This window comes from Streptomyces sp. AK08-02, assembly GCF_033795085.1.
GTDB lineage: Bacteria > Actinomycetota > Actinomycetes > Streptomycetales > Streptomycetaceae > Streptomyces > Streptomyces echiniscabiei.
Genome location: NZ_JARAZV010000006.1, coordinates 182,700 through 209,467, shown reverse-complemented (window position 1 = coordinate 209,467; position 26,768 = coordinate 182,700). Strand labels below are relative to the sequence as shown.

23 protein-coding genes and 4 tRNA genes are annotated in these 26,768 nt (G+C 68.2%); 22 read left to right on the top strand and 5 right to left on the bottom strand.

Features of this window, described 5'->3' with window-relative positions; all coding sequences use genetic code 11:
• Positions 1 to 112: 112 nt before the first annotated feature.
• Both PV734_RS14370 and PV734_RS14365 read left to right on the top strand, forming a co-directional pair.
• Positions 113 to 194, top strand: a tRNA-Tyr gene (locus PV734_RS14370).
• A 94-nt stretch (positions 195 to 288) separates the two neighbouring features.
• The gene (locus tag PV734_RS14365) at positions 289 to 531 is read left to right on the top strand and encodes a hypothetical protein (protein WP_164319099.1); all 243 of its coding nucleotides are present in this window, start codon (positions 289 to 291) and stop codon (positions 529 to 531) included.
• A gap of 69 nt (positions 532 to 600) precedes the next feature.
• Here the strand turns inward: PV734_RS14365 and PV734_RS14360 are convergent, their stop codons facing one another.
• Complete coding sequence (locus PV734_RS14360) at positions 601 to 1,257, bottom strand: SDR family oxidoreductase (protein WP_319289694.1); 657 nt, start codon at positions 1,255 to 1,257, stop codon at positions 601 to 603.
• Between the two features lie 154 nt (positions 1,258 to 1,411).
• A complete protein-coding gene (locus PV734_RS14355; protein WP_319090442.1) occupies positions 1,412 to 2,665 on the bottom strand; it encodes an amidohydrolase family protein in 1,254 nt (417 codons plus the stop codon).
• Positions 2,666 to 2,975: 310 nt separating this feature from the next.
• Here PV734_RS14355 and PV734_RS14350 point away from each other — a divergent pair.
• The 5 genes from PV734_RS14350 (at position 2,976) to PV734_RS14330 (ending at position 4,466) form a co-directional block, all read left to right on the top strand.
• A tRNA-Thr gene (locus tag PV734_RS14350) sits at positions 2,976 to 3,048 on the top strand.
• Positions 3,049 to 3,094: 46 nt separating this feature from the next.
• Positions 3,095 to 3,167 (top strand) — tRNA-Met (locus PV734_RS14345).
• Between the two features lie 88 nt (positions 3,168 to 3,255).
• Positions 3,256 to 3,420: a 50S ribosomal protein L33 gene (rpmG, locus tag PV734_RS14340; protein ID WP_003948671.1), complete on the top strand. Its 165-nt coding sequence runs from the start codon at positions 3,256 to 3,258 to the stop codon at positions 3,418 to 3,420.
• Between the two features lie 140 nt (positions 3,421 to 3,560).
• Positions 3,561 to 4,013 (top strand): MaoC family dehydratase N-terminal domain-containing protein, encoded by a 453-nt coding sequence (locus tag PV734_RS14335; protein ID WP_319090441.1) that lies wholly within the window; start codon positions 3,561 to 3,563, stop codon positions 4,011 to 4,013.
• Between the two features lie 3 nt (positions 4,014 to 4,016).
• Complete coding sequence (locus PV734_RS14330) at positions 4,017 to 4,466, top strand: MaoC family dehydratase (RefSeq protein WP_319090440.1); 450 nt, start codon at positions 4,017 to 4,019, stop codon at positions 4,464 to 4,466.
• Between the two features lie 50 nt (positions 4,467 to 4,516).
• Here the strand turns inward: PV734_RS14330 and PV734_RS14325 are convergent, their stop codons facing one another.
• Positions 4,517 to 5,716 (bottom strand): MFS transporter, encoded by a 1,200-nt coding sequence (locus tag PV734_RS14325; protein ID WP_319289692.1) that lies wholly within the window; start codon positions 5,714 to 5,716, stop codon positions 4,517 to 4,519.
• A 56-nt stretch (positions 5,717 to 5,772) separates the two neighbouring features.
• Between PV734_RS14325 and PV734_RS14320 the strand changes: the two genes are divergently transcribed.
• From PV734_RS14320 to PV734_RS14305, 4 genes are all read left to right on the top strand, one after another.
• On the top strand, positions 5,773 to 6,423 hold the full coding sequence (locus PV734_RS14320) for a CGNR zinc finger domain-containing protein (RefSeq protein WP_415924205.1): 651 nt from the start codon (positions 5,773 to 5,775) through the stop codon (positions 6,421 to 6,423).
• 32 nt (positions 6,424 to 6,455) lie between these two features.
• Entirely contained in the window at positions 6,456 to 7,016 is a 561-nt protein-coding gene (locus tag PV734_RS14315; RefSeq protein WP_319090438.1) for a helix-turn-helix domain-containing protein, read from the top strand.
• Positions 7,017 to 7,121: 105 nt separating this feature from the next.
• Positions 7,122 to 8,597 (top strand): DHA2 family efflux MFS transporter permease subunit, encoded by a 1,476-nt coding sequence (locus PV734_RS14310; protein WP_319289690.1) that lies wholly within the window; start codon positions 7,122 to 7,124, stop codon positions 8,595 to 8,597.
• A gap of 125 nt (positions 8,598 to 8,722) precedes the next feature.
• Positions 8,723 to 9,778 carry a UDP-N-acetylmuramate dehydrogenase gene (locus PV734_RS14305; RefSeq protein ID WP_319289689.1) on the top strand — a complete coding sequence of 352 codons (1,056 nt, stop codon included), beginning with the start codon at positions 8,723 to 8,725 and terminating at the stop codon, positions 9,776 to 9,778.
• Between the two features lie 18 nt (positions 9,779 to 9,796).
• On the opposite strand, the gene PV734_RS14300 is transcribed toward PV734_RS14305, so the two are convergent.
• Both PV734_RS14300 and PV734_RS14295 read right to left on the bottom strand, forming a co-directional pair.
• Positions 9,797 to 10,828, bottom strand: coding sequence for an adenosine deaminase (locus PV734_RS14300; RefSeq protein ID WP_319090435.1), 1,032 nt, complete (start codon positions 10,826 to 10,828; stop codon positions 9,797 to 9,799).
• Positions 10,829 to 10,963: 135 nt separating this feature from the next.
• Positions 10,964 to 12,190 carry a pyridoxal phosphate-dependent aminotransferase gene (locus PV734_RS14295; protein WP_319289688.1) on the bottom strand — a complete coding sequence of 409 codons (1,227 nt, stop codon included), beginning with the start codon at positions 12,188 to 12,190 and terminating at the stop codon, positions 10,964 to 10,966.
• Positions 12,191 to 12,484: 294 nt separating this feature from the next.
• On the opposite strand from PV734_RS14295, the gene PV734_RS14290 reads away from it, so the two are divergent.
• The 11 genes from PV734_RS14290 (at position 12,485) to PV734_RS14240 (ending at position 26,726) form a co-directional block, all read left to right on the top strand.
• Positions 12,485 to 12,557 (top strand) — tRNA-Trp (locus PV734_RS14290).
• 109 nt (positions 12,558 to 12,666) lie between these two features.
• Entirely contained in the window at positions 12,667 to 12,954 is a 288-nt protein-coding gene (secE, locus tag PV734_RS14285) for a preprotein translocase subunit SecE (RefSeq protein ID WP_319090433.1), read from the top strand.
• A 77-nt stretch (positions 12,955 to 13,031) separates the two neighbouring features.
• Positions 13,032 to 13,928, top strand: a complete 897-nt coding sequence (nusG, locus tag PV734_RS14280; protein WP_319289687.1) for a transcription termination/antitermination protein NusG — start codon at positions 13,032 to 13,034, stop codon at positions 13,926 to 13,928.
• Positions 13,929 to 14,086: 158 nt separating this feature from the next.
• Positions 14,087 to 14,521, top strand: a complete 435-nt coding sequence (gene rplK, locus PV734_RS14275; protein ID WP_006383482.1) for a 50S ribosomal protein L11 — start codon at positions 14,087 to 14,089, stop codon at positions 14,519 to 14,521.
• An 89-nt stretch (positions 14,522 to 14,610) separates the two neighbouring features.
• Complete coding sequence (gene rplA / locus PV734_RS14270; protein WP_006383486.1) at positions 14,611 to 15,336, top strand: 50S ribosomal protein L1; 726 nt, start codon at positions 14,611 to 14,613, stop codon at positions 15,334 to 15,336.
• 133 nt (positions 15,337 to 15,469) lie between these two features.
• A complete protein-coding gene (locus tag PV734_RS14265) occupies positions 15,470 to 16,381 on the top strand; it encodes a hypothetical protein (protein ID WP_319289685.1) in 912 nt (303 codons plus the stop codon).
• Between the two features lie 57 nt (positions 16,382 to 16,438).
• Positions 16,439 to 17,278, top strand: a complete 840-nt coding sequence (locus PV734_RS14260; RefSeq protein ID WP_319090430.1) for a DUF1396 domain-containing protein — start codon at positions 16,439 to 16,441, stop codon at positions 17,276 to 17,278.
• A 353-nt stretch (positions 17,279 to 17,631) separates the two neighbouring features.
• Positions 17,632 to 18,162: a 50S ribosomal protein L10 gene (rplJ, locus tag PV734_RS14255; RefSeq protein WP_319090429.1), complete on the top strand. Its 531-nt coding sequence runs from the start codon at positions 17,632 to 17,634 to the stop codon at positions 18,160 to 18,162.
• Between the two features lie 110 nt (positions 18,163 to 18,272).
• Positions 18,273 to 18,656, top strand: a complete 384-nt coding sequence (gene rplL, locus PV734_RS14250) for a 50S ribosomal protein L7/L12 (protein ID WP_319090428.1) — start codon at positions 18,273 to 18,275, stop codon at positions 18,654 to 18,656.
• A 593-nt stretch (positions 18,657 to 19,249) separates the two neighbouring features.
• The gene (rpoB, locus tag PV734_RS14245; protein WP_319090427.1) at positions 19,250 to 22,732 is read left to right on the top strand and encodes a DNA-directed RNA polymerase subunit beta; all 3,483 of its coding nucleotides are present in this window, start codon (positions 19,250 to 19,252) and stop codon (positions 22,730 to 22,732) included.
• A 94-nt stretch (positions 22,733 to 22,826) separates the two neighbouring features.
• Positions 22,827 to 26,726 (top strand): DNA-directed RNA polymerase subunit beta', encoded by a 3,900-nt coding sequence (locus PV734_RS14240; protein ID WP_319090426.1) that lies wholly within the window; start codon positions 22,827 to 22,829, stop codon positions 26,724 to 26,726.
• The last annotated feature ends 42 nt before the right edge of the window (positions 26,727 to 26,768 follow it).

Sequence of the window (26,768 nt, the reverse complement as noted above, 5' to 3'; positions counted from 1 at the left end):
TCCCGTCCGGGCGCCGCTCAATCGGGTGGCGAAGCACCCCGGTCCATCAGGTATCGTTTACGTCGTTGCCAAGGAGGACCGCCGAAAAGCGGTTCGAAGGGCAGCAATCCCTGGCGGTGTGCCCGAGCGGCCAAAGGGAGCAGACTGTAAATCTGCCGGCTCAGCCTACCCAGGTTCGAACCCTGGCGCCGCCACATTGGGGAGGCCCTCTTCCCTCTGCGATTTCGCAGGGGAAAGAGGGCCTTTTTGTTGTGGGCGGACGTGGTGGCCATGGGGGAGAGTGGCCCCATGTCATCGCTGTCGCGGCCGTCGTTCGTGTCGTCGTCCCGTCGCCGGAGCTGTCCCGAGTGCCGGCGTGAGATCGCTGTGGTCGCCGGGAGGTTCGCGCGGCACGATCCGCAGGGGGCCCGGGGGAGTGGTGAACTCGTCTCGTGCCCCGGGTCGCGGCGGCAGGCGGAACTCGGGGCGGCCCAGCCGTCGTTGGACGGGTACGTCCAACCCGAGTTCCCCGGCCAGTTGCCCCTATTCTGAGCCCCTCGTCCAGGCCCCGGCTCCGGGCTCCGGAGCCCTTCCCGGTGGCCCGGTCCTCAAGCCGTTGCCCTAGTTCCCCGCCACCGACTTCACCGCCACCGAAACCGGCGTCGAGCCGGTGATCAGCTCCAGTGTCAGGCCCGCGGTCGCCGGAGTGTCCAGGAGTTCCCTGAGTACCGCGGCCACGTCGTCGCGGGGGACGGCGCCGCGCCCGGTGTCGGCCTCCAGGCGTACCAGGCCCGTGCCGGGGTCGTTCGTGAGGGCGCCGGGGCGCAGGATCGTCCAGTCGAGGGCGTCCAGGCCGCTGACGTAGGCGTCCGCCTCGCCCTTCGCCCGCTGGTAGACGTCGAAGACGCCGTCACCCGGGTGGGCCGGATCGGCGCCCATCGACGACACGACCACATGCCTGCGTACCCCCGCCCGAACCGCCGCGTCCGCGAACAGCACCGCCGCTCCCCGGTCGACCGTGTCCTTGCGGGCCGTGCCGCTGTTCGGGCCCGCGCCCGCCGCGAAGACCGCCGCGTCGGCGTCCCGCAGCAGCGCCGCGACCTCGTCCACCGAGGCCGACTCCAGGTCGCACACGACCGGCTCCGCGCCCGCCGCCCGCAGGTCGTCGCCCTGTTCGGCGCGGCGGATGATGCCCGCGACCTCGTCACCGCGTGCGGCGAGCAGACGCTCCAGCCGCAACGCGATCTGACCATGTCCTCCAGCGATGACAATGCGCATGCCTTCGACCGTACGCCCCGCCGAAGCCGTCCGCCGAAGCCGTCCGCCGAAGCCGTCCGCCGAACCCGTCCGCCGAACCCGTCCGCCGAACCCGTCCGGCGCACAGCCCGCACGACGTCCGCGCGCTCTGCCGACGGGTCCCGCCTCCCTCACCTCACGACAGCTCCGTACGCCCCTGTCGCGGCAGGTCCCGCGCTCCCGCCGCCGGGGTGTCGCAGTACTCACGTACCGCGCTCGTACGTGCCACAACGCGCCCCCTGTGCACCACGATCCGGCTGTAGGCGAGCGACAGCGCGCCCGCCAGACGGTCGCCCCGGACCGCCAGCAGTTCTGCCGGGAAGCCCGCCTCCACCCGTACCTCCGGCAGGCCCAGAGCCGCCCGCGCCGACGTGCTCACCGCGTCGTAGGCCTCCTCCGGGCGCAGGCCGTGGCGGGAGGCGAGCAGGTACGCCGCCTCCAGGGGGTCCCCGCGGCCCACCGGGTTGGACACGTCCCGCAGCGCGCCGCTGCCCGCCGCCACCCGCACCCCGGCAGCCCGCAGCAGCCGTACCGGAGCCGTGGCACGGCGTTCCGCGCCGCCGCAGCCGCCCTGGGGGAGGCAGGTCACCGTCACACCCGCCGCCGCGAGCTGGTCAGCGGCCCGGGAGGCGACCTCGGCGGGCAGACGGCCGAGGCCGCCGCAGGGGCCGATGGTGACACCGGGACGCAGACCGCCCGCCATCGCCGCGAGACGGGCCAGCCGGGCCGGGTCGTCACCGTCCGTGTGCAGGTCGACAGGGCAGCCGTGTTCCGAGGCGACCTCCAGGACCGCCTCCACGTACCCGGTCGGATCGGGGTCGCGGTCCGGGCAGCCGCCCACCACCGACGCGCCCATCTTCACCGCGTCCCGCAGCATCGCCAGCCCGTCCGCCCCGGCGGCCCCGGTCAGCACGCGCGGCATCGCCACCGCCGTCAGCTCGGCGAGGCCGCGCAACGCCCGCCGAGCCCGCAGTACGGCGGCCAGGGCGCCCAGCCCCGGTACGTCGCCGATCCGGACGTGCGAGCGCAACGCCGTGGCCCCGTGGCCGAGTTGGAGCAGAGCGGCCTCGGTGGCCCGGCGCTGGACGTCCTGTGGGTCGTACGAGAGCGGCCCGTCGGCGTCGGCGGACAGAGCCGTGTCGCCGTGGGCGTGCGGTTCGGCGGGGGCCGGCAGGAGGAGGTAGCCGCTGAGGTCCACGCGGGTGGCATACGCACCGAGGCTGCCGACCGTGCCCACCGCCTCGATACGACCGCCACCCAGCCGTACGTCCACGGTCCGGCCGTCGGTGAGCCGCGCCCCGCACAGCAGCAGGGCGGCCGGGTCCCCGGAGGAATCGGGTGACGACGAGGAGGACGACGAGTGGGGCGGCTGCGGCTGGCTGTCGGGCATCGCGCTCCTGTGGTCGGGGGCGGCTGCGCGCAAGCGGGGACACAAGATCACGCAGAGTGAGACGAGCCTAGGGCGGTCGTCCACCCCTGTTGCGGAGGAGCGCAATAGTCGTACCGGTGTGGTCCGCCGGACGGGAAGGATCGCTGGCGAGGGGGTGTGAGAGCGGTTGCGGGAGGGGGTTCCGAGGCCGCTGGGGGAGGGGTTTTCGAGGTGCGGGCGGAGTGCGGGACAAGGGCCGGAACAGGCCGAGACGGCAGCCGCGAAACGGATTTGGGCGACGGCGGCCGAGCGTGTAATGTCTTCATCGCTCGCCCCAATAGCTCAGTCGGTAGAGCGTCTCCATGGTAAGGAGAAGGTCTGCGGTTCGATTCCGCATTGGGGCTCTGGTGTGAGAGGTCCCCGTCGCGAGGCGGGGACTAATCGCATCAAAGCGGTGTAGCTCAGTCGGTAGAGCAAGCGGCTCATAATCGCTGTGTCACCGGTTCAAGTCCGGTCACCGCTACTGACGGTAGCCGATTGCGGGGTCGGTCCTTCGATCGGCTACTCTTCTATGCGTTCAATGTCCCATCCGTTCGTCAAGGAGCACTCCTGTGGCTGCCACCGACGTCCGCCCGAAGATCACGCTGGCCTGCGTGGAGTGCAAGGAGCGGAACTACATCACCAAGAAGAACCGGCGTAACAACCCGGACCGACTGGAGATGAAGAAGCACTGCCCGCGTTGCAATGCGCACACCGCGCATCGCGAAACGCGATAATTCAGGCTCGTACGTCGAGGCCGTCCCCTGTTTCCTGGGGGGCGGCCTCGCGTCGTTGTTCAGCACACCAGCTGTGAACCATGCGGTCGCGTGACCAGTGCGACTTGCGACTCAGGTGCGATTCAGGAGGTTGCGAGCCCATGGCGCTCGACCAGTCCTTCGTGGGGCGGTCCTATCCGCCCACCGAGCCCTATGAGGTCGGCCGGGAGAAGATCCGCGAGTTCGCGGAGGCGGTGGGGGACACCAACCCCGTGTACACCGACCCCGAGGCCGCCAAGGCCCTCGGTCACGCCGATGTGATCGCCCCGCCCACCTTTGTGTTCGCGATCACGTTCAAGGCCGCGGGAGACGTCGTGGCGGACCCGCGGCTCGGTCTGGACTACAGCCGAGTCGTGCACGGCGACCAGAAGTTCGCCTACGTCCGCCCCGTCCGTGCGGGCGACCGGCTCAGCGTCACCTCGACCATCGAGGCCATCAAGTCCATGGCGGGCAACGAGATCATCGACATCCGCGGCGAGGTCCACGACGAGGCCGGCGAGCACGTCGTGACCGCCTGGACCAAGCTCGTCGCCCGCGCGACCGAGGAGGGCTGACCCATGACGGCCAATTCCGGGGACGATTCCGCGAGGATCACCTACGCCGACGTGGAGGTGGGCACCGAGCTGCCCGCCCAGACCTTTCCCGTGACCCGTGCCACGCTCGTGCGGTACGCGGGCGCCTCGGGGGACTTCAACCCCATCCACTGGAACGAGAAGTTCGCGGTCGAGGTCGGACTTCCCGACGTCATCGCGCACGGCATGTTCACGATGGCCGAGGCGATCCGCGTCGTCACCGACTGGGTCGGCGACCCGGGAGCGGTCGTCGAGTACGGCGTCCGCTTCACCAAGCCGGTCGTCGTCCCCAACGACGGCCAGGGCGCCACCATCGAGGTCAGCGGCAAGGTCGGGGCCAAGCTCGCCGACAACACGGTCCGCGTCGACCTGCTCGCGATGTGCGCGGGACAGAAGGTTCTGGGCATGTCCCGGGCCGTTGTCCGCCTGGGCTGAGCACGCGAGTGACACGCGGGTAAGGGGCGTTCGTCAATGGCGGGCGCCCCTTACCCGACTTCTTCTTCAAGAAGGAAAAGTCTCCGTACGAGCGTGAAGAAGGCCAGCACCGCCAGCAGTTCCACGCCTGCAGCCGTCAGCAGCGCCCCCGCCAGGGACCACGTGGTCAGTGGTCCGGCGAGTCCGGCGCCCACCGCGAACCCGGTGATCTTCAGACTGGCCCCCGTCGTGAAGATCTGCCCGCGCAGCCGCTCCGGCGCCTCCCGGTGACGTACCGCGAACAGAGCGGTGAGCTGCGGCCCCTCGCCGATTCCCGCGACCAGTACGGCGGCCAGAACGGCGACCGGTCGACCGGTCGCCGCCAGTGCCGGCGCCACCGCCCGGAGCAGGGCCCCGGCCCAGACGAGTGTGTCCGGGTCGCAGCGGGGCGGGAAACGGGCCAGCACGGCATTCGTGGCGAGCGCCGAGACGGCTGTGCAGGACAGCAGCATCGTGCCGTGGGCGGCTTCACCGAGCACCCGTTCCCCGAGCAGCGGAACGCAGGCGATCAGCATGCCCTGGCCCGTGCAGGAGACGACCGAGGTGAGAGTGACCCGGGCGAGCGGCCGGTTACGAAGGATGTGGCGAGCGCCGGCCAGGAGGTCGGCGGTCACCGAGCCCTCGGCCCTCGCCGCTGATCCGGGGGCGCTCGGCAGCCCCCACGCCACGGGCAGCGCCAGCCCGATCAGCGATACGGACACCGCCAACCCCGCCGACGGACCAAACAGCTGTGCGGCCACTCCGGCCAGCGCGGGTCCGGTGAGGCCGGCGACCCCGTACGTCATCGCGTCGAGGGCGTTCGCGCGGGGCAGGGTCCCGGACGCGGCCACCCGGGGGAGCTGGGCCGTCCAGCCGCCCGACAGCGCCGGTCCGAGGAGGCCCGTGGTCACCGCGGCCAGGACGACGAACGGCAGCGGCACCCGGCCCAGCACGGCCAGGATTGTCACCAGGCCGGTCGCGTAGAGGGCCAGTGCGACGGCCAGCAGGCGGCCCGGTCGTACCGCACGGTCCAGGAGCGCCCCTGCCGGCGGGCCGCCGACCGCCGCCGCGATCGTGATGCCCGCGAGCAGCGCCGACGCCTCGGCGGCCGACCCCGTGACCGCGTACCCGGCCAGCAGCAGCGCCGGACCCGAAATCTCGTCCCCGGTGCGGGCCGCCGTCGCCCCGGCCAGATACGCCGCTGTCGGCCTGGTCGCGCAGAGCCTCTTCATCCCGGCGACGTTAGATAAGTAACTCAAAACTTCGCAATATGCGTTACATTCCCTGCGTGCCCGCCCCCGTTCCCGTCTCGCCCTCTGTCGACGCCTCCGACGCCTCCGACGCCTCCGACGCCTCCGACGCCTCCGGTGGCCGGTCCACCCGGCACTCCGTACTGGCCAACGCCCGCCGCGCCGCCGCCCTGGTCAACGCCCTGACCGGCAGTGGTCCGGTGTCCCCTGGTGCGATCGTCGCCGTGCTCCGGGCGCACGGCGAGCCGGACCCCCTCGACCTCACCGCCCATGACGTGGGCGAGATGCGCGAGGCGGCGCTTCTCCTTCGTGAGGTCTTCGGTGCCGGGGACGTGGATCGGGCCGCCGGCCTGTTGAACCGGCTGCTCCTCGATCGTGCCGGGCCGCTGCGGCTGACCTCGCACGGCGGGCACGCGCCCTGGCATCCGCATGTCGACCGGGACGACGAGGGGCCCTGGGGGGAGTGGTTTCTCGGTTCCTCCTGTCTCGCGCTGGCCGTGCTCGTCTGGGAGCATCAGCGTCCGCCGGGAGCTGTCTGTGCGTCGGTGAGCTGCGAGAACGTGTTCGTCACCCAGGGGCGTGGGCCCGAACGGCACTACTGTTCGCGCCGCTGTGCGACCCGCGAGCGGGTGGCCGCTCATCGCCGGGCCCGTACCGGGGGTGAGGATGGTGGGGCGCGTACCTCTTGACGTAGTTAGTGATTGAACACTAACTTACTCGCATGGTCAGGATGAGCGCAGAGGAGCGACGCGAGAGCGTCATTCGCGCGGCGATCGCCGAGTTCGCGCAGAGGGGCTACTACGGCACCTCCACCGAGGCGATCGCCAGGCGGGTGGGTGTCTCGCAGCCGTACCTCTTCCGGCTCTTCCCGGGCAAGAAGGCGATCTTCGCCGCCGCCTCCCAGCGGTGCATGAATGATGTGCGCCGGGTTCTGGAGGAGGCCGCCGACGGGCTGGAGGGCGAGCAGGCCCTGCATTCCATGGCGGACGCGTACGCACGGTTGATCAGCGAGCACCCCGAGCGGCTGCAGATGCAGATGCAGACCTATGTGGCCGTCGCCGCCGCCGAGGCCGAGGGTGATCGTGAGTTCGGCGAGGCCGTGAGGGCCGGCTGGATGAAGCTCCAGGACGCCGTCGAGGTGCCCGTCGGAGAGGAGACGACGACCTTCCTGGCGTACGGGATGCTCATCAACACCCTTGCGGCCATGGGCTTTCCGACCGGGCACCGGGTCTGGCGAGGGATGTGGCCCTCGGCGCAGATCAAGGGGCCGGGTCAAGGGTGAGGGGTCCGGGGCGGAATCCGCGGCTTTCGGTCGGCCGTAAAAGTTAGTGATCAATAACTAAATCAACGTCGAAATCACCGGTAGCGATCATCCCCAGGGGGAGCGATGTCAGAGCGGCAGGGCAAGCAGAGCGAACAGCGTGAACAGGGCAGGGCCGGCGCACCGCGCGGCGGAGCCGTCTGGGCTCTGGTCATCACCAGCGTCGCCGGATTCATGGCGGCCCTCGACAACCTCGTCGTCACCACCGCGCTGCCCTCCATCCGCAAGGACCTCGGGGGAGCGCTGGACGACCTGGAGTGGACCGTGAGCGCCTACACGCTCACCTTCGCCGTTCTGCTGATGTTCGGCGCGGCCCTCGGCGACCGCTTCGGTCGGCGCCGGCTCTTCCTCGCCGGGCTCACCGTCTTCACCGGCGCCTCCGCCGCCGCTGCCATGGCACCCGGCATCGACTCGCTGATCGCCGCCCGCGCGGTCCAGGGAGTCGGCGCGGCCATCATGATGCCGCTGACGCTGACCCTGCTCACCGCAGCGGTCCCGGCCGCCAAACGCGGGATGGCGTTCGGCATCTGGGGCGCCGTGAACGGACTCGCCGTGGCCTCCGGTCCGCTCATCGGCGGCAGCCTCACCGAGCACATCTCCTGGCACTGGATCTTCTGGCTGAACGTGCCGCTGGGCCTCGCCCTGCTGCCGCTCGCCCGGCTGCGCCTCGCCGAGTCGCACGGCACCGGCGCCCCGCTCGACATCACCGGCACCCTGCTGGCCAGCGGCGGCCTGTTCGGCATCGTCTACGGGCTCGTGCGCGGCCCGGCCGACGGCTGGACCAGCTCCTACGTCCTGACCGGCCTGCTCGCGGGCGGCGCGCTCCTTGTCGCCTTCGTCGTCCACGGCACCCGGGCGAAGAACCCGATGCTGCCCATGAGGCTCTTCCGCTCCCGAGCCTTCGCCGGGATCAACGCGGCCTCCCTGCTGATGTTCCTGGGCATGTTCGGGTCGATCTTCCTGCTCAGCCAGTACATGCAGGGCGTGCTCGGCTACTCGCCCACCGAGGCGGGCCTGCGGATGCTGCCCTGGACCGGGATGCCGATGCTCGTCGCCCCGATCGCCGGCATCCTCTCCGACCGGATAGGCGGCCGTCCGGTCGTCGCCACCGGCCTCTTCCTCCAGGCCGCCGGCCTCGGCTACATGGCCTTCGTGGTCACCGCGGACGCCTCCTACGCCATCCAGCTGCCCGGCCTGATCATCAGCGGCATCGGCATGGCTCTGTTCTTCGCCCCGGCCGCCAACCTGGTGATGTCCGGCGTCCGCCCGAGCGAACAGGGCATCGCCTCCGGCGCCAACAACGCGCTGCGCGAGGTCGGCGGCGCCCTCGGAATCGCCGTCATGGGATCGATCTTCGCGGCCCAGGGCGGCTACGAGAGCGGCCAGACCTTCGTCGACGGTCTCCGGCCCGCCCTGGTGGTCGGCTCGGCGGTGGTCGCTCTCGCGGGCGTCGCGGCCCTGCTGATCCCGGCCGTCCGCCGCCCCGCTGCGGTGACGGAGTCCACCAAGTCGGCGCCGGTACTGGAGACGGCCGCCCACTGAACCCCGTAGGACCACCGCACGCGCGCGTACGGCCCCGATCCTCACCGGCGGGGCCGTACGCGCGCGTGCCGCTGCTCGTGGCGCTGCCGGGCGGGGCTGTCAGTGGGGTCTCGTAGTCTTGGCGCGTGCAGGAAATCCACGACGCGCCCCTCGCCCCGCTGACCACCTTCCGGCTCGGCGGTCCCGCGGACCGGCTGATCACGGCGACGACCGACGCCGAGGTGATCGCCGCCGTCCGTGAGGCCGACGACTCCGGGACCCCGCTGCTGGTCATCGGCGGCGGCTCGAACCTGGTCATCGGCGACAAGGGGTTCGCGGGGACGGCTCTGCGGATCGCCACGAGCGGAGTCGACCTCGACGGCACGAGCGTGGAGCTGGCCGCCGGCGAGGTGTGGAGCGACGCCGTCGCACGCACGGTCGAGGCAGGCCTCGCCGGGATCGAGTGCCTCGCCGGGATTCCCGGCTCCGCGGGGGCGACGCCCATCCAGAACGTGGGGGCGTACGGGCAGGAGGTGTCCTCGACGATCACCGAGGTCGTCGCCTACGACCGGATCACCCGCGAGACGGTCACCCTCTCCGGCGCCGTGTGCGACTTCTCGTACCGCCACAGCCGCTTCAAGGCCGACCCCGAGCGCCATGTCGTCCTGCGCGTCCGCTTCGCCCTGGAGGACGCGGACGGACTGTCGGCGCCCCTGAAGTACGCCGAGACGGCTCGTGCCCTCGGTGTCGAGCCCGGCGACCGGGTGCCGCTGGACGCGGCCCGCGAGACGGTCCTCAAGCTGCGCGCGGGCAAAGGCATGGTCCTGGACCCCGAGGACCACGACACCTGGTCGGCCGGGTCCTTCTTCACCAACCCGATCCTCGACGACGCCGAGTTCGCCGCGTTCCACGCGCGCGTGGCGGAGCGGCTCGGCGCCGACGTCGTACCGCCCGCCTACCCGGCCGGAGAGGGCCGCACGAAGACCTCGGCGGCCTGGTTGATCGACAAGGCCGGCTTCACCAAGGGGTACGGCAGCGGCCCCGCCCGGATCTCCACCAAGCACACTCTGGCCCTCACCAACCGCGGCCGGGCCACCACGGAGGACCTGCTCGCCCTCGCCCGCGAGGTCGTCGCCGGTGTCCAGGACGCCTTCGGGGTCACTCTCGTCAACGAACCGGTGACGGTCGGCGTCCGCCTCTGAGGCCTGCGGCCAGATCCCTCAGCCGGCCAGCCAGTCGTCGATCCCCGCGAGCAGCTTCGCCCGCACGTCCTCCGGCGCCGCCGAACCCCGTACCGACTGCCGGGCCAGTTCGGCCAGTTCCGCGTCCGTGAAGGCGTGGTACTCGCGGGCGATCTCGTACTGGGCGGCCAGCCGCGAGCCGAACAGCAGCGGGTCGTCGGCGCCCAGCGCCAGGGGCACACCGGCCTCGAAGAGCCTGCGCAGCGGGACGTCCTCGGGCTTCTCGTACACGCCCAGGGCGACGTTCGACGCCGGGCACACCTCGCAGGTGATCTGGCGGTCCGCGAGGCGCTTCAACAGGCGTGGGTCCTCGGCCGCCCGCACGCCATGGCCGATCCGGGACGCGTGCAGGTCGTCCAGACAGTCGCGGACCGACGACGGGCCCGTCAGTTCACCGCCGTGCGGGGCCGACAGCAGACCGCCCTCACGCGCGATGGCGAAGGCCCGGTCGAAGTCCCGGGCCATGCCCCGCCGTTCGTCGTTGGAGAGGCCGAAGCCCACCACCCCCCGGTCCGCGTACCGCACGGCCAGGCGAGCCAGCGTGCGTGCGTCCAGAGGATGCTTCATACGGTTCGCGGCCACCAGGACCCGCATCCCGATCCCGGTCTCCCGGCCGGCCGTCTCCACCGCGTCCAGGATGATCTCCAGCGCCGGGATGAGACCGCCCAGCCGGGGGGCGTACGACGTCGGGTCGACCTGGATCTCCAGCCAGCCGGAGCCGTCCTTGGCGTCCTCCTCGGCGGCCTCGCGGACCAGCCGCTGGATGTCCTCGGGCTCCCGCAGACAGGACCGGGCCGCGTCGTACAGGCGCTGGAAACGGAACCAGCCCCGCTCGTCGGTCGCCCTGAGTTTCGGTGGCTCGCCACTGGTGAGAGCGTCGGTCAGCGCCTCGGGCAGCCGCACACCGTACTTGTCGGCCAGTTCCAGCAGGGTCGCTGACCGCATCGACCCGGTGAAGTGCAGATGCAGATGGGCTTTCGGCAGTTCAGAGACATCACGTACGTGCTCCATTCTCGGATCCTGCCGTACGTCCGGCTCGTATCGGTAGCGCTTTCCCTGAACGTGGTCTTGCTCGCACTGACGCTCGTACTCCGAGACGAAAGAAGGCCGCTTCCCAGAGGGAAGCGGCCTTCTCGTATCGCGGGGTCAGTCCTTCGCCTCGGCCAGCAGCTTCTGCACGCGGCTGATGCCCTCGACGAGGTCCTCGTCGCCCAGGGCGTACGACAGGCGCAGGTAGCCCGGTGTGCCGAACGCCTCACCGGGGACGACGGCCACCTCGACCTCGTCCAGGATCAGGGCGGCCAGCTCGACCGAGTCCTGCGGGCGCTTGCCGCGGATCTCCTTGCCCAGCAGGGCCTTCACCGACGGGTAGACGTAGAAGGCGCCCTCGGGCTCCGGGCAGACCAGGCCGTCGATCTCGTTGAGCATGCGCACGATCGTGTGGCGGCGGCGGTCGAAGGCGACGCGCATCTCCGCGACGGCGTCCAGGTTCCCGGAGACGGCGGCGAGGGCGGCGATCTGCGCCACGTTCGACACGTTGGACGTGGCGTGCGACTGGAGGTTGGTCGCCGCCTTGACGACGTCCTTCGGGCCGATGATCCAGCCGACCCGCCAGCCCGTCATGGCGTACGTCTTCGCGACGCCGTTGACCACGATGCACTTGTCGCGCAGCTCGGGGAGGATCGCGGGCAGCGAGGTGAACTTCGCGTCGCCGTAGACGAGGTGCTCGTAGATCTCGTCCGTCAGGACCCACAGGCCGTGCTCCACGGCCCAGCGGCCGATCGCCTCGGTGTCCTCGGGGCTGTAGACCGCGCCGGTCGGGTTGGACGGGGACACGAACAGGACGACCTTCGTCCGCTCGGTGCGGGCCGCCTCCAGCTGCTCCACGCTGACCCGGTAGCCGGTGGTCTCGTCCGCGACGACCTCGACCGGGACACCGCCGGCGAGACGGATCGACTCCGGGTACGTCGTCCAGTACGGGGCCGGGACGATGACCTCGTCGCCCGGGTCGAGGATCGCGGCGAACGCCTCGTAGATGGCCTGCTTGCCGCCGTTGGTCACCAGGACCTGGGAGGCGTCCACCTCGTAGTTCGAGTCGCGGAGCGTCTTGGCGACGATCGCGGCCTTCAGCTCGGGCAGACCGCCGGCCGGCGTGTAGCGGTGGTACTTCGGGTTGGAGCAGGCCTCGACGGCGGCCTGGACGATGTAGTCCGGGGTGGGGAAGTCCGGCTCACCGGCGCCGAAGCCGATCACCGGGCGCCCGGCGGCCTTCAGGGCCTTGGCCTTGGCGTCCACGGCGAGGGTGGCGGACTCGGAGATCGCGCCGACTCGGGCGGAGACCCGGCGCGCGGTGGAAGGGGTTGCAGCGCTCATGGTGCCCATCGTTTCAGACCGGAAACCTCCCCGGCACACGGGTTTCACCTATTGGTCAGACCGGACCGCGGAAGGGAAGGCGGAGGGGCATCATGCCGACGGATGGCTGAACAAGCGTCCGGATCCGGCGCCTGTGCTGGGCGATCTTCCGCCGACAAGGGTCCAGCGGGCGCTTTCTGTTCGACGACCGGCTCCGGAGCACGTACACTCTCACCTCGTTGGCCTTCAGCGGCCCGCGCTTATCCGGTGCACATTGAGCATCCGGACGAGTACGGTACGTTGGAGTAACCACAAAGGGTCGTAGCTCAATTGGTAGAGCACTGGTCTCCAAAACCAGCGGTTGGGGGTTCAAGTCCCTCCGGCCCTGCTACACACGCCTGTCACCAGGCTGTGTGCGCATGTACGTACTGCAATGCACCGCCGTGCGGCTCGGACCGGGCGCGGCACGGCCACGACCCGGGAACAGGTGAGGACGAATGGCGGATGCCGTGGGCTCCATCGATATGCCTGATGCCCAGGATGAGGCGCCCGAGTCGGACAAGAAGACTCGTAAGGGCGGTAAGCGCGCCAAGAAGGGCCCGCTGAAGCGTCTCGCGGTCTTCTACCGCCAGATCATCGCGGAACTCCGCAAGGTCGTCTGGCCGACGCGTAACCAGCTGACGACGTACACGACCGTGGTGATCGTCTTTGTGATCGTCATGATCGGCCTGGTGACTGTGATTGACTTTGGACTCAACAAAGCCGCCAAGTACGTCTTCGGCTGAGCCAAGAGCGAAGGGCGCCGGGTGCGGCGCCCCTTTCGCATGTTCCACCCACATGTATCCAGGAAGAAGCAGCCACCGTGTCTGACCCGAACCTGAACGACGCCATCGTGCCGGACGAGTCCGTGGATGACGAGCTCGACATCATCGAGGGCGTTGACGAGGTCGAGGACGAGGTCGACGCTGCGGACGCCGCCGTGGGAGAGCCCGCCGAGGAAGACGCCATCCACATCGAGGACGATGAGGATGAGGACGGCGATGTGCTCGAGGCCGACGCCGACACCGACGAGGACGAAGAGCTCGTCGAGGACGACGCCGAAGCCGAGGTCGAGGAAGTCGAAGAAGAGGCCGCCGAGCCCGTCGACCCCGTCGAGGCCCTCCGCGAGGAACTGCGCACGCTCCCCGGCGAGTGGTACGTCATCCACACGTACGCCGGTTACGAGAACCGTGTGAAGACCAACCTCGAACAGCGTGCCGTCTCTCTGAACGTCGAGGACTTCATCTTCGCGGCCGAGGTGCCGCAGGAAGAGGTCGCGCAGATCAAGAACGGCGAGCGCAAGACGGTCCGCCAGAACAAGCTTCCCGGCTACGTTCTCGTCCGCATGGACCTGACGAACGAGTCCTGGGGCGTCGTCCGCAACACCCCCGGTGTCACCGGCTTCGTGGGCAACGCGTACGACCCGTACCCGCTGACCCTGGACGAGATCGTCAAGATGCTCGCTCCGGAGGCCGAGGAGAAGGCCGCCCGTGAGGCAGCCGAGGCCGAGGGCAGGCCGGCTCCGGCCCGCAAGCTCGAGGTCCAGGTGCTGGACTTCGAGGTCGGCGACTCGGTCACCGTCACCGACGGCCCGTTCGCGACGCTGCAGGCGACGATCAACGAGATCAACGCCGACTCGAAGAAGGTCAAGGGCCTCGTCGAGATCTTCGGTCGCGAGACCCCGGTCGAGCTGTCGTTCGACCAGATCCAGAAGAACTAGTACGCCACATAGCTTCCGTCCAGGTCAGGTCGGCTCTCGGAGCTGGCCTGACCTGCTCGGTTTCACGCCTCGCCACGATGTCCCTTATCGTGGTGCGGTTGCCCGGCTTCTGTCGGGCACAGCGAAGACCGAAGAAAAACGAAGATAGAGGACCCGGAATGCCTCCCAAGAAGAAGAAGGTCACGGGGCTCATCAAGCTCCAGATCAACGCCGGTGCGGCCAACCCCGCGCCGCCGGTCGGCCCCGCGCTCGGTCAGCACGGCGTCAACATCATGGAGTTCTGCAAGGCCTACAACGCCGCGACCGAGTCGCAGCGTGGCTGGGTGATCCCGGTGGAGATCACGGTCTACGAGGACCGCTCCTTCACCTTCATCACCAAGACGCCGCCGGCCGCGAAGATGATCCTCAAGGCCGCAGGTGTCGAGAAGGGCTCCGGCGAGCCGCACAAGACCAAGGTCGCCAAGATCACCCAGGCGCAGGTCCGTGAGATCGCCACGACCAAGCTTCCCGACCTGAACGCCAACGACCTGGACGCCGCGTCGAAGATCATCGCCGGCACCGCCCGTTCGATGGGCATCACGGTCGAGGGCTGAGCCCCACCCCGTAACTCTTCAGCAGTAGTACGTGGCAGGACCTGCTCGGTCCGTTACCACGACTCCTCGGAACAACATCAGGAGCAGTAGTGAGCAAGCGCAGCAAGTCTCTCCGCGCTGCGGACGCCAAGGTCGACCGGGACAAGCTCTACGCCCCGCTCGAGGCCGTCCGTCTCGCCAAGGAGACCTCCACGAGCAAGTTCGACGGCACCGTCGAGGTCGCCTTCCGCCTGGGTGTCGACCCGCGCAAGGCCGACCAGATGGTCCGTGGCACCGTGAACCTCCCGCACGGCACCGGTAAGACCGCCCGGGTCCTGGTCTTCGCGACCGGTGACCGTGCCGAGGCCGCGACCGCCGCCGGCGCCGACATCGTCGGCTCCGACGAACTGATCGACGAGGTGGCGAAGGGCCGTCTGGACTTCGACGCCGTCGTCGCCACCCCGGACCTCATGGGCAAGGTCGGCCGCCTCGGCCGCGTCCTCGGCCCGCGTGGTCTGATGCCGAACCCGAAGACGGGCACCGTGACCCCGGACGTGGCCAAGGCCGTGACCGAGATCAAGGGCGGCAAGATCGAGTTCCGCGTCGACAAGCACTCGAACCTGCACTTCATCATCGGCAAGACGTCCTTCGAGGACGACAAGCTGGTGGAGAACTACGGCGCCGCGCTGGAGGAGATCCTCCGTCTGAAGCCGTCCGCCGCCAAGGGTCGCTACATCAAGAAGGCCGCCGTCAGCACGACGATCGGCCCCGGCATTCCGGTCGACCCCAACCGCACCCGCAACCTCCTCGTCGAGGAGGACCCGGCCGCCGTCTGAGCCGACGCTCACTCCGGCAGCCGCGCGTTCGCGTTCGTACGACGGGCCCCGCAACCTTTCGAGGTGCGGGGCCCGTTGTCGTACCGAGGGGTTAGCGTGAAGATCACGGGGCGCACGAGGGGTGGGGGACCGGATGAGGAACAGCGGCGTACGGGGTATACGGGGCCTGCGGCGAGGGGTCCGGCCGGTCGCGGTGACCGCCGCGCTGGTCGTGGCGGGCCTGGCGATGTCGGCGTGCAGTTTCTCCGGGGGATCCGACGACGAGGGCGCCGAGCCGACACCGGGCGCGAGCCGCCTCGACGCCCGTACGGCCGCCGCGCTGCACGCGGTGGAGCAGGCCACCGACCGGGCCGGCTCCGCCCGGGTCAGCTCCTCCTCCGTCATGGGCGACCTGCTCTCCATGCGGACGGCCGGCGTCCTCGGCTGGGCCGACGAGCCGGTCGGCCGGCTCAGCATCACCTACACCGGCGGAGAGCTGGCCGAGTCGATGCGGGCGCTCAACAGCTCCTCCATGGAGGCCAGGCTGCTGCCCGACGCCTACTACGCCAAGGTCGGGGACAAGTTCGCCGCCCAGATGCACGGCAGGCACTGGATCAGGTATGCCTACGACGACCTGGCGGACCTGCCGGGCGGCTCCGGGACGTATCTGAAGGACCAACTGCACAACACCGCCCCCGTCCAGCCGGTCAAGCTGTTGCTGGCCTCTGGTGACGTCCGCGGGACCGGGACGGAGACGGTGCGCGGCGAACGTACGACGCGCTACTCGGGCACGGTTGAGGTGGCCGCCCTCGCCGACTCGGCCCTCAAGGACCAGCTCGTCGAGGCCGGTGTCACCACCGAGACGGTCGACATCTGGGTCAACGACCGGAACCTGCTGGTCAAGAAGGTCGAACGGGGCGAGCTGGCGAGCGGGCGGATGTCGTCGACGGCGTACTACAGCGCGTACGGAGTGAAGGCCGCGGTCACGGCGCCGGGGGGCGGGGACACCGTGGACTTCAAGGATCTGTTGGGGAATTCGGAGGCCTCGTCCGCCCCGCCGGGTTAGGCTCGCGTTCGTTTCTGTGAATCGACCGTGTGTTCACAATGTTCCTTGGGGGGAATCATGGGTGCTTCTTCTGTGCGTGCGGGACGTGTAGGCCTCGCAGTGCTGCTTCTCGGTACCGGCGCTGTCGCCTGTTCCAAGGGTGCCTCGGAGGAGTCTCCGAAGATGACGCCGGCGGCGGCTGTCGCCAAGGCGGCGAAGAACGTGGAGGACATCACCTCCCTCAGCTACCGGATGACCGGCAAGATGCCCGAGGAGGGCCGCGTCAAGGCCGACGCCAAGATGCGCCTCAAGCCCGACGTCGCGATGAGTATGAAGATCACCGCGCTCGACAAGGGCGCCGACGGCACCGCTGAGATCCGTCTCGTCGACAAAGCGCTGTTCATAGGCGGGGGCGCTGCCGCCGCCAAGGAGATGGACGGCAAGAGCTGGATCAAGTTCGACATGAGCGCCATGGGCGCCGCCGGTGGGTCCCTCGGGGCGGCCGGTCAGGCGGACAAGAACCCCGCCCAGGAGTCCACCTTCCTCACCGGCTCCAAGGACGTGAAAGAGGTCGGCGAGGAGACCGTGGACGGGGTGAAGACCACCCACTACCGGGGCACGGTCACCCTCGACCAGTTCCGCGCGTCGCTCAAGTCCCAGACCAAGGCGACCCGCGAGCTGCGCGAGAAGAGCCTTGAGCAGTACGAGAAGCTGGGGATCGACAAGTTCACGATGGACATGTGGATCGGCGAGGGTGACGTCACCAAGCAGTTCCGGATGCGCGGCGCGGCCGACAAGGGCCCCCTCGACATGACGATCACCTTCGACGACTTCAACAAGCCGGTGAGTATTGCTGCGCCGGCTGCGAAGGATGTCGCGGACCTGGCGGAGATGATGAAGGGTGGGCAGGCCGGTTAGAGCCTGCGGTGGGTGCGCGGTTCTTTTGTCTGCGGGGCCGTGGGGGCTTGTCGCGCAGTTCCCCGCGCCCCTGCAGGGGCGCGGATTTGCTTGACGGGGACGGCCTCACGTACTCTCGTCCAGAAGCCAAAGACCGCTGGTCGTTGCCTTGTTCTCGTGAGAGGGCTCGGTGACCGAAGGATCCGCTGAACTGCGGACGACCCGCGCAGGTGTGATTGTGGATGTACTCCCGGACGGATTCCGCTCACGGAATCCGGTTGGTCGAGTTCACGCCCCGAGCGCCTGCGCCGGGGCGTTTCGTTTTCCCAGTCTCCTTCTGAGCGGTCCTCATCACCCGGAAGGAGGCCACGCTTATGGCAAGGCCCGACAAGGCTGCCGCGGTAGCCGAGCTCGCGGACCAGTTCCGTAGCTCGAACGCCGCCGTGCTGACCGAGTACCGGGGTCTCACCGTGGCGCAGCTCAAGACGCTGCGTCGTTCGCTCGGTGAAGACGCCCAGTACGCCGTGGTGAAGAACACGCTGACCAAGATCGCGGCCAACGAGGCCGGGATCTCGACGCTCGACGACCTGTTCAACGGTCCGACGGCGGTTGCCTTCATCACTGGTGACCCGGTGACGTCGGCGAAGGGTCTTCGTGACTTCGCCAAGGACAACCCGAACCTCGTCATCAAGGGCGGTGTCCTTGACGGTAAGGCGCTGTCCGCCGACGAGATCAAGAAGCTCGCGGACCTCGAGTCCCGCGAGGTTCTGCTCAGCAAGCTGGCCGGTGCCTTCAAGGGCAAGCAGTCGCAGACCGCTTCGCTCCTCCAGGCGCTGCCGTCGAAGTTCGTCCGCACCGCGGAAGCGCTTCGCGTCAAGCTCGCCGAGCAGGGCGGTGCCGAGTAACTCGGCTCGCACTCTGACCACCGCCTGAGGCGGCGGTCGACGCGGGCCGAACGTACGCCCGCCGACACTTACCTCGGCACCTGCCGAATTGACTGGAAGGATCGCCCAACATGGCGACGAAGCTGTCCCAGGAAGAGCTGCTCGCGCAGTTCGAGACCCTCACCCTCATCGAGCTCTCCGAGTTCGTGAAGGCCTTCGAGGAGAAGTTCGACGTCACCGCCGCCGCGGCCGTCGCCGCTGCCCCGGTCGGCCCCGCCGCCGTCGCGGACGCCGTCGAGGAGCAGGACGAGTTCGACGTCGTCCTCACCGGCGCCGGCGAGAAGAAGATCCAGGTCATCAAGGTCGTGCGTGAGCTGACCTCCCTGGGTCTCAAGGAGGCCAAGGACCTCGTGGACGGCGCCCCGAAGCCCGTTCTCGAGAAGGTCGCCAAGGAGGCCGCCGAGAAGGCCGCCGAGTCCCTCAAGGCCGCCGGCGCCTCGGTCGAGGTCAAGTAACTCGACTCGCGGTGACACAGGGCTTCTCGTAGCCCTGTAACGCTGACGCAGTGAAGAGCGATCATCCATCTGGGTGGTCGCTCTTCGGCGTTCGAGGGGTCGGGTCGTGGCTGCCTTGCAGGCTCGGTGACGGCGAGTAAGGTGATCTTCGTCGTGCCTCCGAACGCCCCTGGTGCTGTGCCGCACGTGACGATGGCAGCACCGGGTTCGGGCTTGGAGGCCTTGACGAACCGCACGGGGCGCGCAATTCTCAGGACGCGTCGTCACAACGATCCGGATCCGAGGCATGGATCGGTGGCGAAGAGGGCAGTATCGATGTGCATCGAGGGCGTGGCTTGCAGCAGGGGTTGAGAGCAACGAGGGTCTTCAAAAACCCGCACTGGACATCAGTGGGCCTAGTGGCTACACTGACCCTTTGCGCTGCCTGTTAGCTGCCTCCTGCCCGTCACCAGGGGCATGCCCTCGCTTGAGCACCGACGATCGGACCTTCTCCGACCTGGCCTTTTACGGCTGGTCGTGGAGTGCCCGTCTCTGTGCCCCTGTGGGGGGCCGGTACGCGCGTAGTGAGTCCGAGCCCTCGGAAGGACCCCCTCTTGGCCGCCTCGCGCACTGCCTCCGCGAATACGAACCATGGCGCCAGCACTGCCCCGCTGCGCATCTCTTTTGCAAAGATCAAGGAGCCCCTCGAGGTTCCGAACCTTCTTGCGCTGCAAACCGAGAGCTTCGACTGGCTGCTCGGTAACGCCGCATGGAAGGCTCGCGTCGAGGCGGCTCTCGACAGCGGACAGGACGTCCCCACCAAGTCCGGTCTGGAGGAGATCTTCGAGGAGATCTCCCCGATCGAGGACTTCTCCGGGTCGATGTCCCTGACGTTCCGCGATCACCGTTTCGAGCCGCCGAAGAACTCGATCGACGAGTGCAAGGACCGCGACTTCACGTACTCCGCGCCCCTCTTCGTCACGGCCGAGTTCACCAACAACGAGACCGGCGAGATCAAGTCCCAGACGGTCTTCATGGGCGACTTCCCGCTCATGACCAACAAGGGCACCTTCGTCATCAACGGCACCGAGCGTGTCGTCGTGTCGCAGCTGGTCCGCTCGCCGGGTGTCTACTTCGACTCCTCCATCGACAAGACGTCCGACAAGGACATCTTCGCGTCCAAGGTGATCCCCTCCCGGGGTGCCTGGCTCGAGATGGAGATCGACAAGCGCGACATGGTCGGTGTCCGTATCGACCGCAAGCGCAAGCAGTCCGTGACCGTTCTGCTGAAGGCTCTCGGTTGGACGACCGAGCAGATCCTTGAGGAGTTCGGCGAGTACGAGTCGATGCGCGCCACCCTGGAGAAGGACCACACCCAGGGCCAGGACGACGCGCTGCTCGACATCTACCGCAAGCTCCGTCCTGGCGAGCCGCCGACCCGTGAGGCCGCGCAGACGCTTCTGGAGAACCTGTACTTCAACCCGAAGCGTTACGACCTCGCCAAGGTCGGCCGTTACAAGGTCAACAAGAAGCTGGGTGGCGAGGCCCCGCTGAACGCCGGTGTGCTGACCGTCGAGGACATCATCTCGACGATCAAGTACCTGGTGAAGCTGCACGCCGGTGAGACCGAGACCGTTGGCGACAACGGCACGACGATCGTCGTCGAGACCGACGACATCGACCACTTCGGCAACCGTCGTCTGCGCAACGTCGGCGAGCTCATCCAGAACCAGGTCCGTACGGGTCTGGCGCGTATGGAGCGTGTCGTCCGCGAGCGCATGACGACTCAGGACGTCGAGGCGATCACGCCGCAGACCCTGATCAACATCCGGCCGGTCGTCGCCTCCATCAAGGAGTTCTTCGGCACCAGCCAGCTGTCGCAGTTCATGGACCAGAACAACCCGCTGTCGGGTCTCACCCACAAGCGCCGTCTGTCGGCGCTCGGCCCGGGTGGTCTCTCCCGTGAGCGGGCCGGCTTCGAGGTCCGTGACGTGCACCCCTCGCACTACGGCCGCATGTGCCCGATCGAGACCCCTGAAGGCCCGAACATCGGTCTGATCGGCTCGCTCGCCTCCTACGGCCGGGTCAACGCCTTCGGCTTCGTCGAGACCCCGTACCGCAAGGTCGTCGAGGGTGTCGTCACCGACGACGTCGACTACCTCACGGCCGACGAAGAGGACCGGTTCGTGATCGCCCAGGCGAACGCGATCCTCTCCGAGGACATGCGCTTCGAGGAGTCCCGCGTTCTCGTCCGCCGCCGTGGCGGCGAGATCGACTACATCCCCGGCGACGACGTCGACTACATGGACGTCTCCCCGCGCCAGATGGTGTCCGTCGCGACCGCGATGATCCCCTTCCTGGAGCACGACGACGCCAACCGTGCCCTCATGGGCGCGAACATGATGCGCCAGGCCGTGCCGCTGATCACCGCCGAGGCTCCCCTCGTCGGTACGGGCATGGAGTACCGCTGCGCCGTCGACGCCGGCGACGTCATCAAGGCCGAGAAGGCGGGTGTGGTCCAGGAGGTCTCCGCGGACTACGTCACCGTCGCCAACGACGACGGCACGTACACCACGTACCGCATCGCGAAGTTCTCGCGCTCCAACCAGGGCACCTCGGTCAACCAGAAGGTTGTCGTCAACGAGGGCGACCGGGTCGTCGAGCACCAGGTGCTCGCCGACGGTCCGGCCACCCAGGAAGGCGAGATGGCGCTGGGCAAGAACCTGCTCGTCGCCTTCATGCCGTGGGAGGGTCACAACTACGAGGACGCGATCATCCTGTCGCAGCGCCTCGTGCAGGACGACGTCCTCTCCTCGATCCACATCGAGGAGCACGAGGTCGACGCCCGTGACACCAAGCTCGGCCCCGAGGAGATCACCCGGGACATCCCGAACGTCTCCGAGGAGGTCCTCGCCGACCTCGACGAGCGCGGCATCATCCGCATCGGTGCCGAGGTCGTCGCCGGCGACATCCTCGTCGGCAAGGTCACGCCCAAGGGTGAGACCGAGCTGACCCCCGAGGAGCGCCTGCTCCGCGCGATCTTCGGTGAGAAGGCGCGTGAAGTGCGCGACACCTCGCTGAAGGTGCCGCACGGTGAGATCGGCAAGGTCATCGGCGTCCGCGTCTTCGACCGTGAGGAGGGCGACGAGCTGCCGCCGGGCGTGAACCAGCTGGTTCGTGTCTACGTGGCGCAGAAGCGCAAGATCACGGACGGTGACAAGCTCGCCGGCCGCCACGGCAACAAGGGTGTTATCTCGAAGATCCTTCCGATCGAGGACATGCCGTTCCTCGAGGACGGAACTCCGGTCGACATCATCCTCAACCCGCTGGGTGTGCCGTCCCGAATGAACCCGGGACAGGTGCTGGAGATCCACCTCGGCTGGCTCGCCAGTCGCGGCTGGGACGTCTCCGGCCTCGCGGACGACTGGGCGCAGCGACTCCAGGCCATCGAGGCCGACGTCGTCGCCCCCGGCACCAACGTCGCCACCCCCGTCTTCGACGGTGCGCGTGAGGACGAGCTGGCCGGTTTGCTGAACCACACGATCCCGAACCGCGACGGATCGCGCATGGTGCTCCCGACCGGTAAGGCGCCGCTGTTCGACGGCCGTTCCGGAGAGCCGTTCCCGGAGCCCGTCTCCGTCGGCTACATGTACATCCTCAAGCTCCACCACCTGGTCGACGACAAGCTCCACGCCCGTTCGACCGGCCCGTACTCGATGATCACCCAGCAGCCGCTGGGTGGTAAGGCCCAGTTCGGTGGCCAGCGATTCGGTGAGATGGAGGTGTGGGCGCTGGAGGCATACGGCGCCGCGTACGCCCTCCAGGAGCTGCTGACCATCAAGTCCGACGACGTGACCGGCCGCGTGAAGGTCTACGAGGCCATCGTCAAGGGCGAGAACATCCCCGAGCCCGGCATCCCCGAGTCCTTCAAGGTGCTCATCAAGGAGATGCAGTCTCTCTGCCTCAACGTGGAGGTGCTGTCCAGTGACGGTATGTCCATCGAAATGCGTGACACCGACGAGGACGTCTTCCGCGCGGCGGAGGAACTCGGCATCGACCTGTCCCGGCGTGAGCCGAGCAGCGTCGAAGAGGTCTGACGGGAGTTCGGAGGCCTTCGTCATGAAGGCCTCCGGCCCCAGGACCCCCGTATCAGACCCCATGACTTACAACCCTGAGAGGGATTGACGCATAGTGCTCGACGTCAACTTCTTCGACGAGCTCCGGATCGGTCTGGCCACCGCTGACGACATCCGTCAGTGGAGCCACGGCGAGGTCAAGAAGCCCGAGACGATCAACTACCGCACGCTCAAGCCCGAAAAGGACGGACTCTTCTGCGAGAAGATCTTCGGTCCGACCCGGGACTGGGAGTGCTACTGCGGCAAGTACAAGCGCGTCCGCTTCAAGGGCATCATCTGTGAGCGCTGTGGCGTCGAGGTCACTCGCGCCAAGGTGCGTCGTGAGCGGATGGGCCACATCGAGCTCGCCGCTCCCGTCACCCACATCTGGTACTTCAAGGGCGTCCCGTCGCGTCTTGGCTACCTGCTCGACCTCGCCCCGAAGGACCTCGAGAAGGTCATCTACTTCGCGGCGTACATGATCACGTACGTCGACGACGAGCGTCGTACGCGTGACCTGCCCTCGCTGGAGGCGCATGTCTCCGTCGAGCGGCAGCAGGTCGAGAACCGCCGTGACTCCGACCTCGAAGCCCGCGCCAAGAAGCTGGAAAGCGACCTGGGCGAGCTGGAGGCCGAGGGTGCCAAGGCCGACGTACGCCGCAAGGTGCGCGAAGGTGCCGAGCGCGAGATGAAGCAGCTGCGGGACCGTTCGCAGCGCGAGATCGACCGTCTCGACGAGGTGTGGACCCGCTTCAAGAACCTCAAGGTCCAGGACCTGGAGGGCGACGAGCTGCTCTACCGCGAGCTGCGCGACCGCTTCGGGACCTACTTCGACGGTTCGATGGGTGCGGCTGCTCTGCAGAAGCGCCTGGAGTCCTTCGACCTGGACGAGGAAGCCGAGCGGCTTCGCGAGATCATCCGTACCGGCAAGGGCCAGAAGAAGACCCGTGCGCTGAAGCGGCTGAAGGTCGTGTCTGCCTTCCTGCAGACCTCCAACAGCCCCAAGGGCATGGTTCTCGACTGCGTCCCGGTCATCCCGCCGGACCTCCGCCCGATGGTGCAGCTGGACGGTGGCCGCTTCGCGACCTCCGACCTGAACGACCTGTACCGCCGTGTGATCAACCGGAACAACCGTCTGAAGCGGCTTCTCGACCTCGGTGCTCCCGAGATCATCGTGAACAACGAGAAGCGCATGCTCCAGGAGGCCGTCGACGCGCTGTTCGACAACGGCCGTCGTGGTCGTCCGGTCACCGGTCCCGGTAACCGCCCGCTGAAGTCCCTGAGCGACATGCTCAAGGGCAAGCAGGGTCGATTCCGTCAGAACCTGCTCGGCAAGCGTGTGGACTACTCCGCGCGTTCCGTGATCGTCGTCGGTCCGCAGCTCAAGCTGCACCAGTGCGGTCTGCCGAAGGCGATGGCGCTGGAGCTCTTCAAGCCGTTCGTCATGAAGCGGCTCGTGGACCTCAACCACGCGCAGAACATCAAGAGCGCCAAGCGCATGGTCGAGCGCGGCCGGACCGTCGTCTACGACGTTCTGGAAGAGGTCATCGCGGAGCACCCGGTTCTCCTGAACCGTGCGCCCACGCTGCACCGCCTCGGCATCCAGGCCTTCGAGCCGCAGCTCGTCGAGGGCAAGGCCATCCAGATCCACCCGCTCGTCTGCACCGCGTTCAACGCGGACTTCGACGGTGACCAGATGGCCGTCCACCTGCCGCTCTCCGCGGAGGCGCAGGCCGAGGCCCGCATCCTGATGCTGTCCTCGAACAACATCCTCAAGCCCGCCGACGGCCGTCCGGTGACGATGCCGACCCAGGACATGGTCCTCGGTCTGTTCTTCCTCACCACCGACGGTGAACTGCGTGACGTCAAGGGCGAGGGCCGCGCGTTCGGCTCCACGGCCGAGGCGACCATGGCGTTCGACAACGGCGAGCTCGCGCTGCAGTCGGCGATCGACATCCGCTTCCCGGTGGGCACCATCCCGCCGCGCGGCTGGACCCCGCCGGCCCGTGACGAGAACGAGCCCGAGTGGCAGCAGGGGGACACCTTCCGCCTGCGCACCACCCTGGGCCGCGCGCTCTTCAACGAGCTGCTGCCCGAGGACTACCCGTTCGTCGACTACTCGGTGGGCAAGAAGCAGCTCGGTGAGATCGTCAACGACCTCGCCGAGCGCTACCCCAAGGTCATCGTGGCGGCGACGCTCGACAACCTGAAGGCGGCCGGCTTCTACTGGGGCACGCGCTCCGGTGTCACCGTGGCCATCTCCGACGTCGTCGTGCCCGAGGCCAAGAAGGCCATCGTCAAGGGCTACGAGGAGCTGGACGAGAAGGTCCAGAAGCAGTACGAGCGCGGTCTGATCACCAAGGACGAGCGCACGCAGGAGCTCATCGCGATCTGGACCAAGGCGACCAACGAGGTTGCCGAGGCGATGAACGCGAACTTCCCCAAGACGAACCCCATCTTCATGATGGTTGACTCGGGTGCCCGAGGAAACATGATGCAGATGCGACAGATCGCCGGTATGCGTGGTCTGGTGTCGAACGCGAAGAACGAGACGATCCCGCGTCCGATCAAGGCGTCCTTCCGTGAGGGCCTGTCCGTGCTGGAGTACTTCATCTCCACCCACGGTGCCCGTAAGGGTCTCGCCGACACCGCCCTGCGTACCGCCGACTCGGGTTACCTCACCCGTCGTCTGGTGGACGTCTCGCAGGACGTCATCATCCGCGAGGAGGACTGCGGCACCGACCGCGGCCTCAAGCTGGCGATCGCCGAGCGCGACGAAGCCGGAGTGCTGCGCAAGACCGAGAACGTCGAGACGTCGGTGTACGCCCGTGCGCTGGCCGAGGACATCACCATCGACGGACGTGTGCTGGCCCCGGCCAACACCGACCTCGGTGACGTCCTCATCGACGAGCTGGTCAGGCACGGCGTCGAGGAGGTCAAGACCCGCTCGGTCCTGACCTGCGAGTCCGCCGTCGGCACCTGCGCCATGTGCTACGGCCGTTCGCTGGCCACCGGCAAGCTGGTCGACATCGGTGAGGCGGTCGGCATCATCGCCGCCCAGTCCATCGGTGAGCCCGGTACCCAGCTGACGATGCGTACCTTCCACACCGGTGGTGTGGCCGGTGACGACATCACCCAGGGTCTGCCCCGTGTCGTCGAGCTCTTCGAGGCTCGTACGCCCAAGGGTGTCGCCCCGATCTCGGAGGCGGCCGGCCGCGTCCGTATCGAGGAGACCGAGAAGACCAAGAAGATCGTCATCACCCCGGACGACGGCAGCGACGAGACGGCGTTCCCGATCTCGAAGCGCGCCAAGGTCATGGTGCGTGAGGGTGACCACGTCGAGGTGGGCCAGAAGCTCACCTTCGGTGCCACCAACCCGCACGACGTGCTGCGGATCCTCGGTCAGCGCGCGGTCCAGGTCCACCTGGTCGGCGAGGTCCAGAAGGTCTACAACTCGCAGGGTGTGTCGATCCACGACAAGCACATCGAGATCATCATCCGGCAGATGCTCCGCCGTGTGACGATCATCGAGTCCGGCGACGCCGAGCTGCTGCCCGGCGAGCTGGTCGAGCGTGGCAAGTTCGAGACCGAGAACCGTCGTGTGGTCCAGGAAGGCGGCCACCCGGCCTCCGGCCGTCCGCAGCTGATGGGTATCACCAAGGCCTCGCTGGCGACGGAGTCCTGGCTGTCGGCCGCCTCCTTCCAGGAGACGACCCGAGTGCTGACGGACGCGGCGATCAACGCCAAGTCCGACAGCCTCATCGGCCTCAAGGAGAACGTCATCATCGGTAAGCTCATCCCGGCCGGTACGGGTCTGTCCCGCTACCGCAACATCCGGGTGGAGCCGACCGAGGAAGCGAAGGCCGCGATGTACTCGGCCGTCGGCTACGACGACATCGACTACTCGCCGTTCGGCACGGGCTCCGGCCAGGCCGTTCCGCTGGAGGACTACGACTACGGTCCGTACAACCAGTAAGGCGTAGGTCTGAAGTACTGAAGGGCGGTCACTCCGTTTCGT

Excerpts from the sequence above, each read along its gene's own strand:
- PV734_RS14335 (WP_319090441.1), top strand. The coding sequence starts at position 3,561 with ATGGCGCTCGACCAGTCCTTCGTGGGGCGGTCCTATCCGCCCACCGAG.
- secE (WP_319090433.1), top strand. The coding sequence starts at position 12,667 with ATGGCGGATGCCGTGGGCTCCATCGATATGCCTGATGCCCAGGATGAG.
- PV734_RS14315 (WP_319090438.1), top strand. The coding sequence starts at position 6,456 with ATGGTCAGGATGAGCGCAGAGGAGCGACGCGAGAGCGTCATTCGCGCG.
- PV734_RS14355 (WP_319090442.1), bottom strand. The coding sequence starts at position 2,665 with ATGCCCGACAGCCAGCCGCAGCCGCCCCACTCGTCGTCCTCCTCGTCG.
- PV734_RS14295 (WP_319289688.1), bottom strand. The coding sequence starts at position 12,190 with ATGAGCGCTGCAACCCCTTCCACCGCGCGCCGGGTCTCCGCCCGAGTC.
- PV734_RS14365 (WP_164319099.1), top strand. The coding sequence starts at position 289 with ATGTCATCGCTGTCGCGGCCGTCGTTCGTGTCGTCGTCCCGTCGCCGG.
- PV734_RS14260 (WP_319090430.1), top strand. The coding sequence starts at position 16,439 with ATGGGTGCTTCTTCTGTGCGTGCGGGACGTGTAGGCCTCGCAGTGCTG.
- rplL (WP_319090428.1), top strand. The coding sequence starts at position 18,273 with ATGGCGACGAAGCTGTCCCAGGAAGAGCTGCTCGCGCAGTTCGAGACC.
- PV734_RS14265 (WP_319289685.1), top strand. The coding sequence starts at position 15,470 with ATGAGGAACAGCGGCGTACGGGGTATACGGGGCCTGCGGCGAGGGGTC.
- rplK (WP_006383482.1), top strand. The coding sequence starts at position 14,087 with ATGCCTCCCAAGAAGAAGAAGGTCACGGGGCTCATCAAGCTCCAGATC.
- PV734_RS14330 (WP_319090440.1), top strand. The coding sequence starts at position 4,017 with ATGACGGCCAATTCCGGGGACGATTCCGCGAGGATCACCTACGCCGAC.
- PV734_RS14325 (WP_319289692.1), bottom strand. The coding sequence starts at position 5,716 with ATGAAGAGGCTCTGCGCGACCAGGCCGACAGCGGCGTATCTGGCCGGG.
- PV734_RS14310 (WP_319289690.1), top strand. The coding sequence starts at position 7,122 with ATGTCAGAGCGGCAGGGCAAGCAGAGCGAACAGCGTGAACAGGGCAGG.
- PV734_RS14360 (WP_319289694.1), bottom strand. The coding sequence starts at position 1,257 with ATGCGCATTGTCATCGCTGGAGGACATGGTCAGATCGCGTTGCGGCTG.
- rplJ (WP_319090429.1), top strand. The coding sequence starts at position 17,632 with ATGGCAAGGCCCGACAAGGCTGCCGCGGTAGCCGAGCTCGCGGACCAG.
- PV734_RS14300 (WP_319090435.1), bottom strand. The coding sequence starts at position 10,828 with ATGGAGCACGTACGTGATGTCTCTGAACTGCCGAAAGCCCATCTGCAT.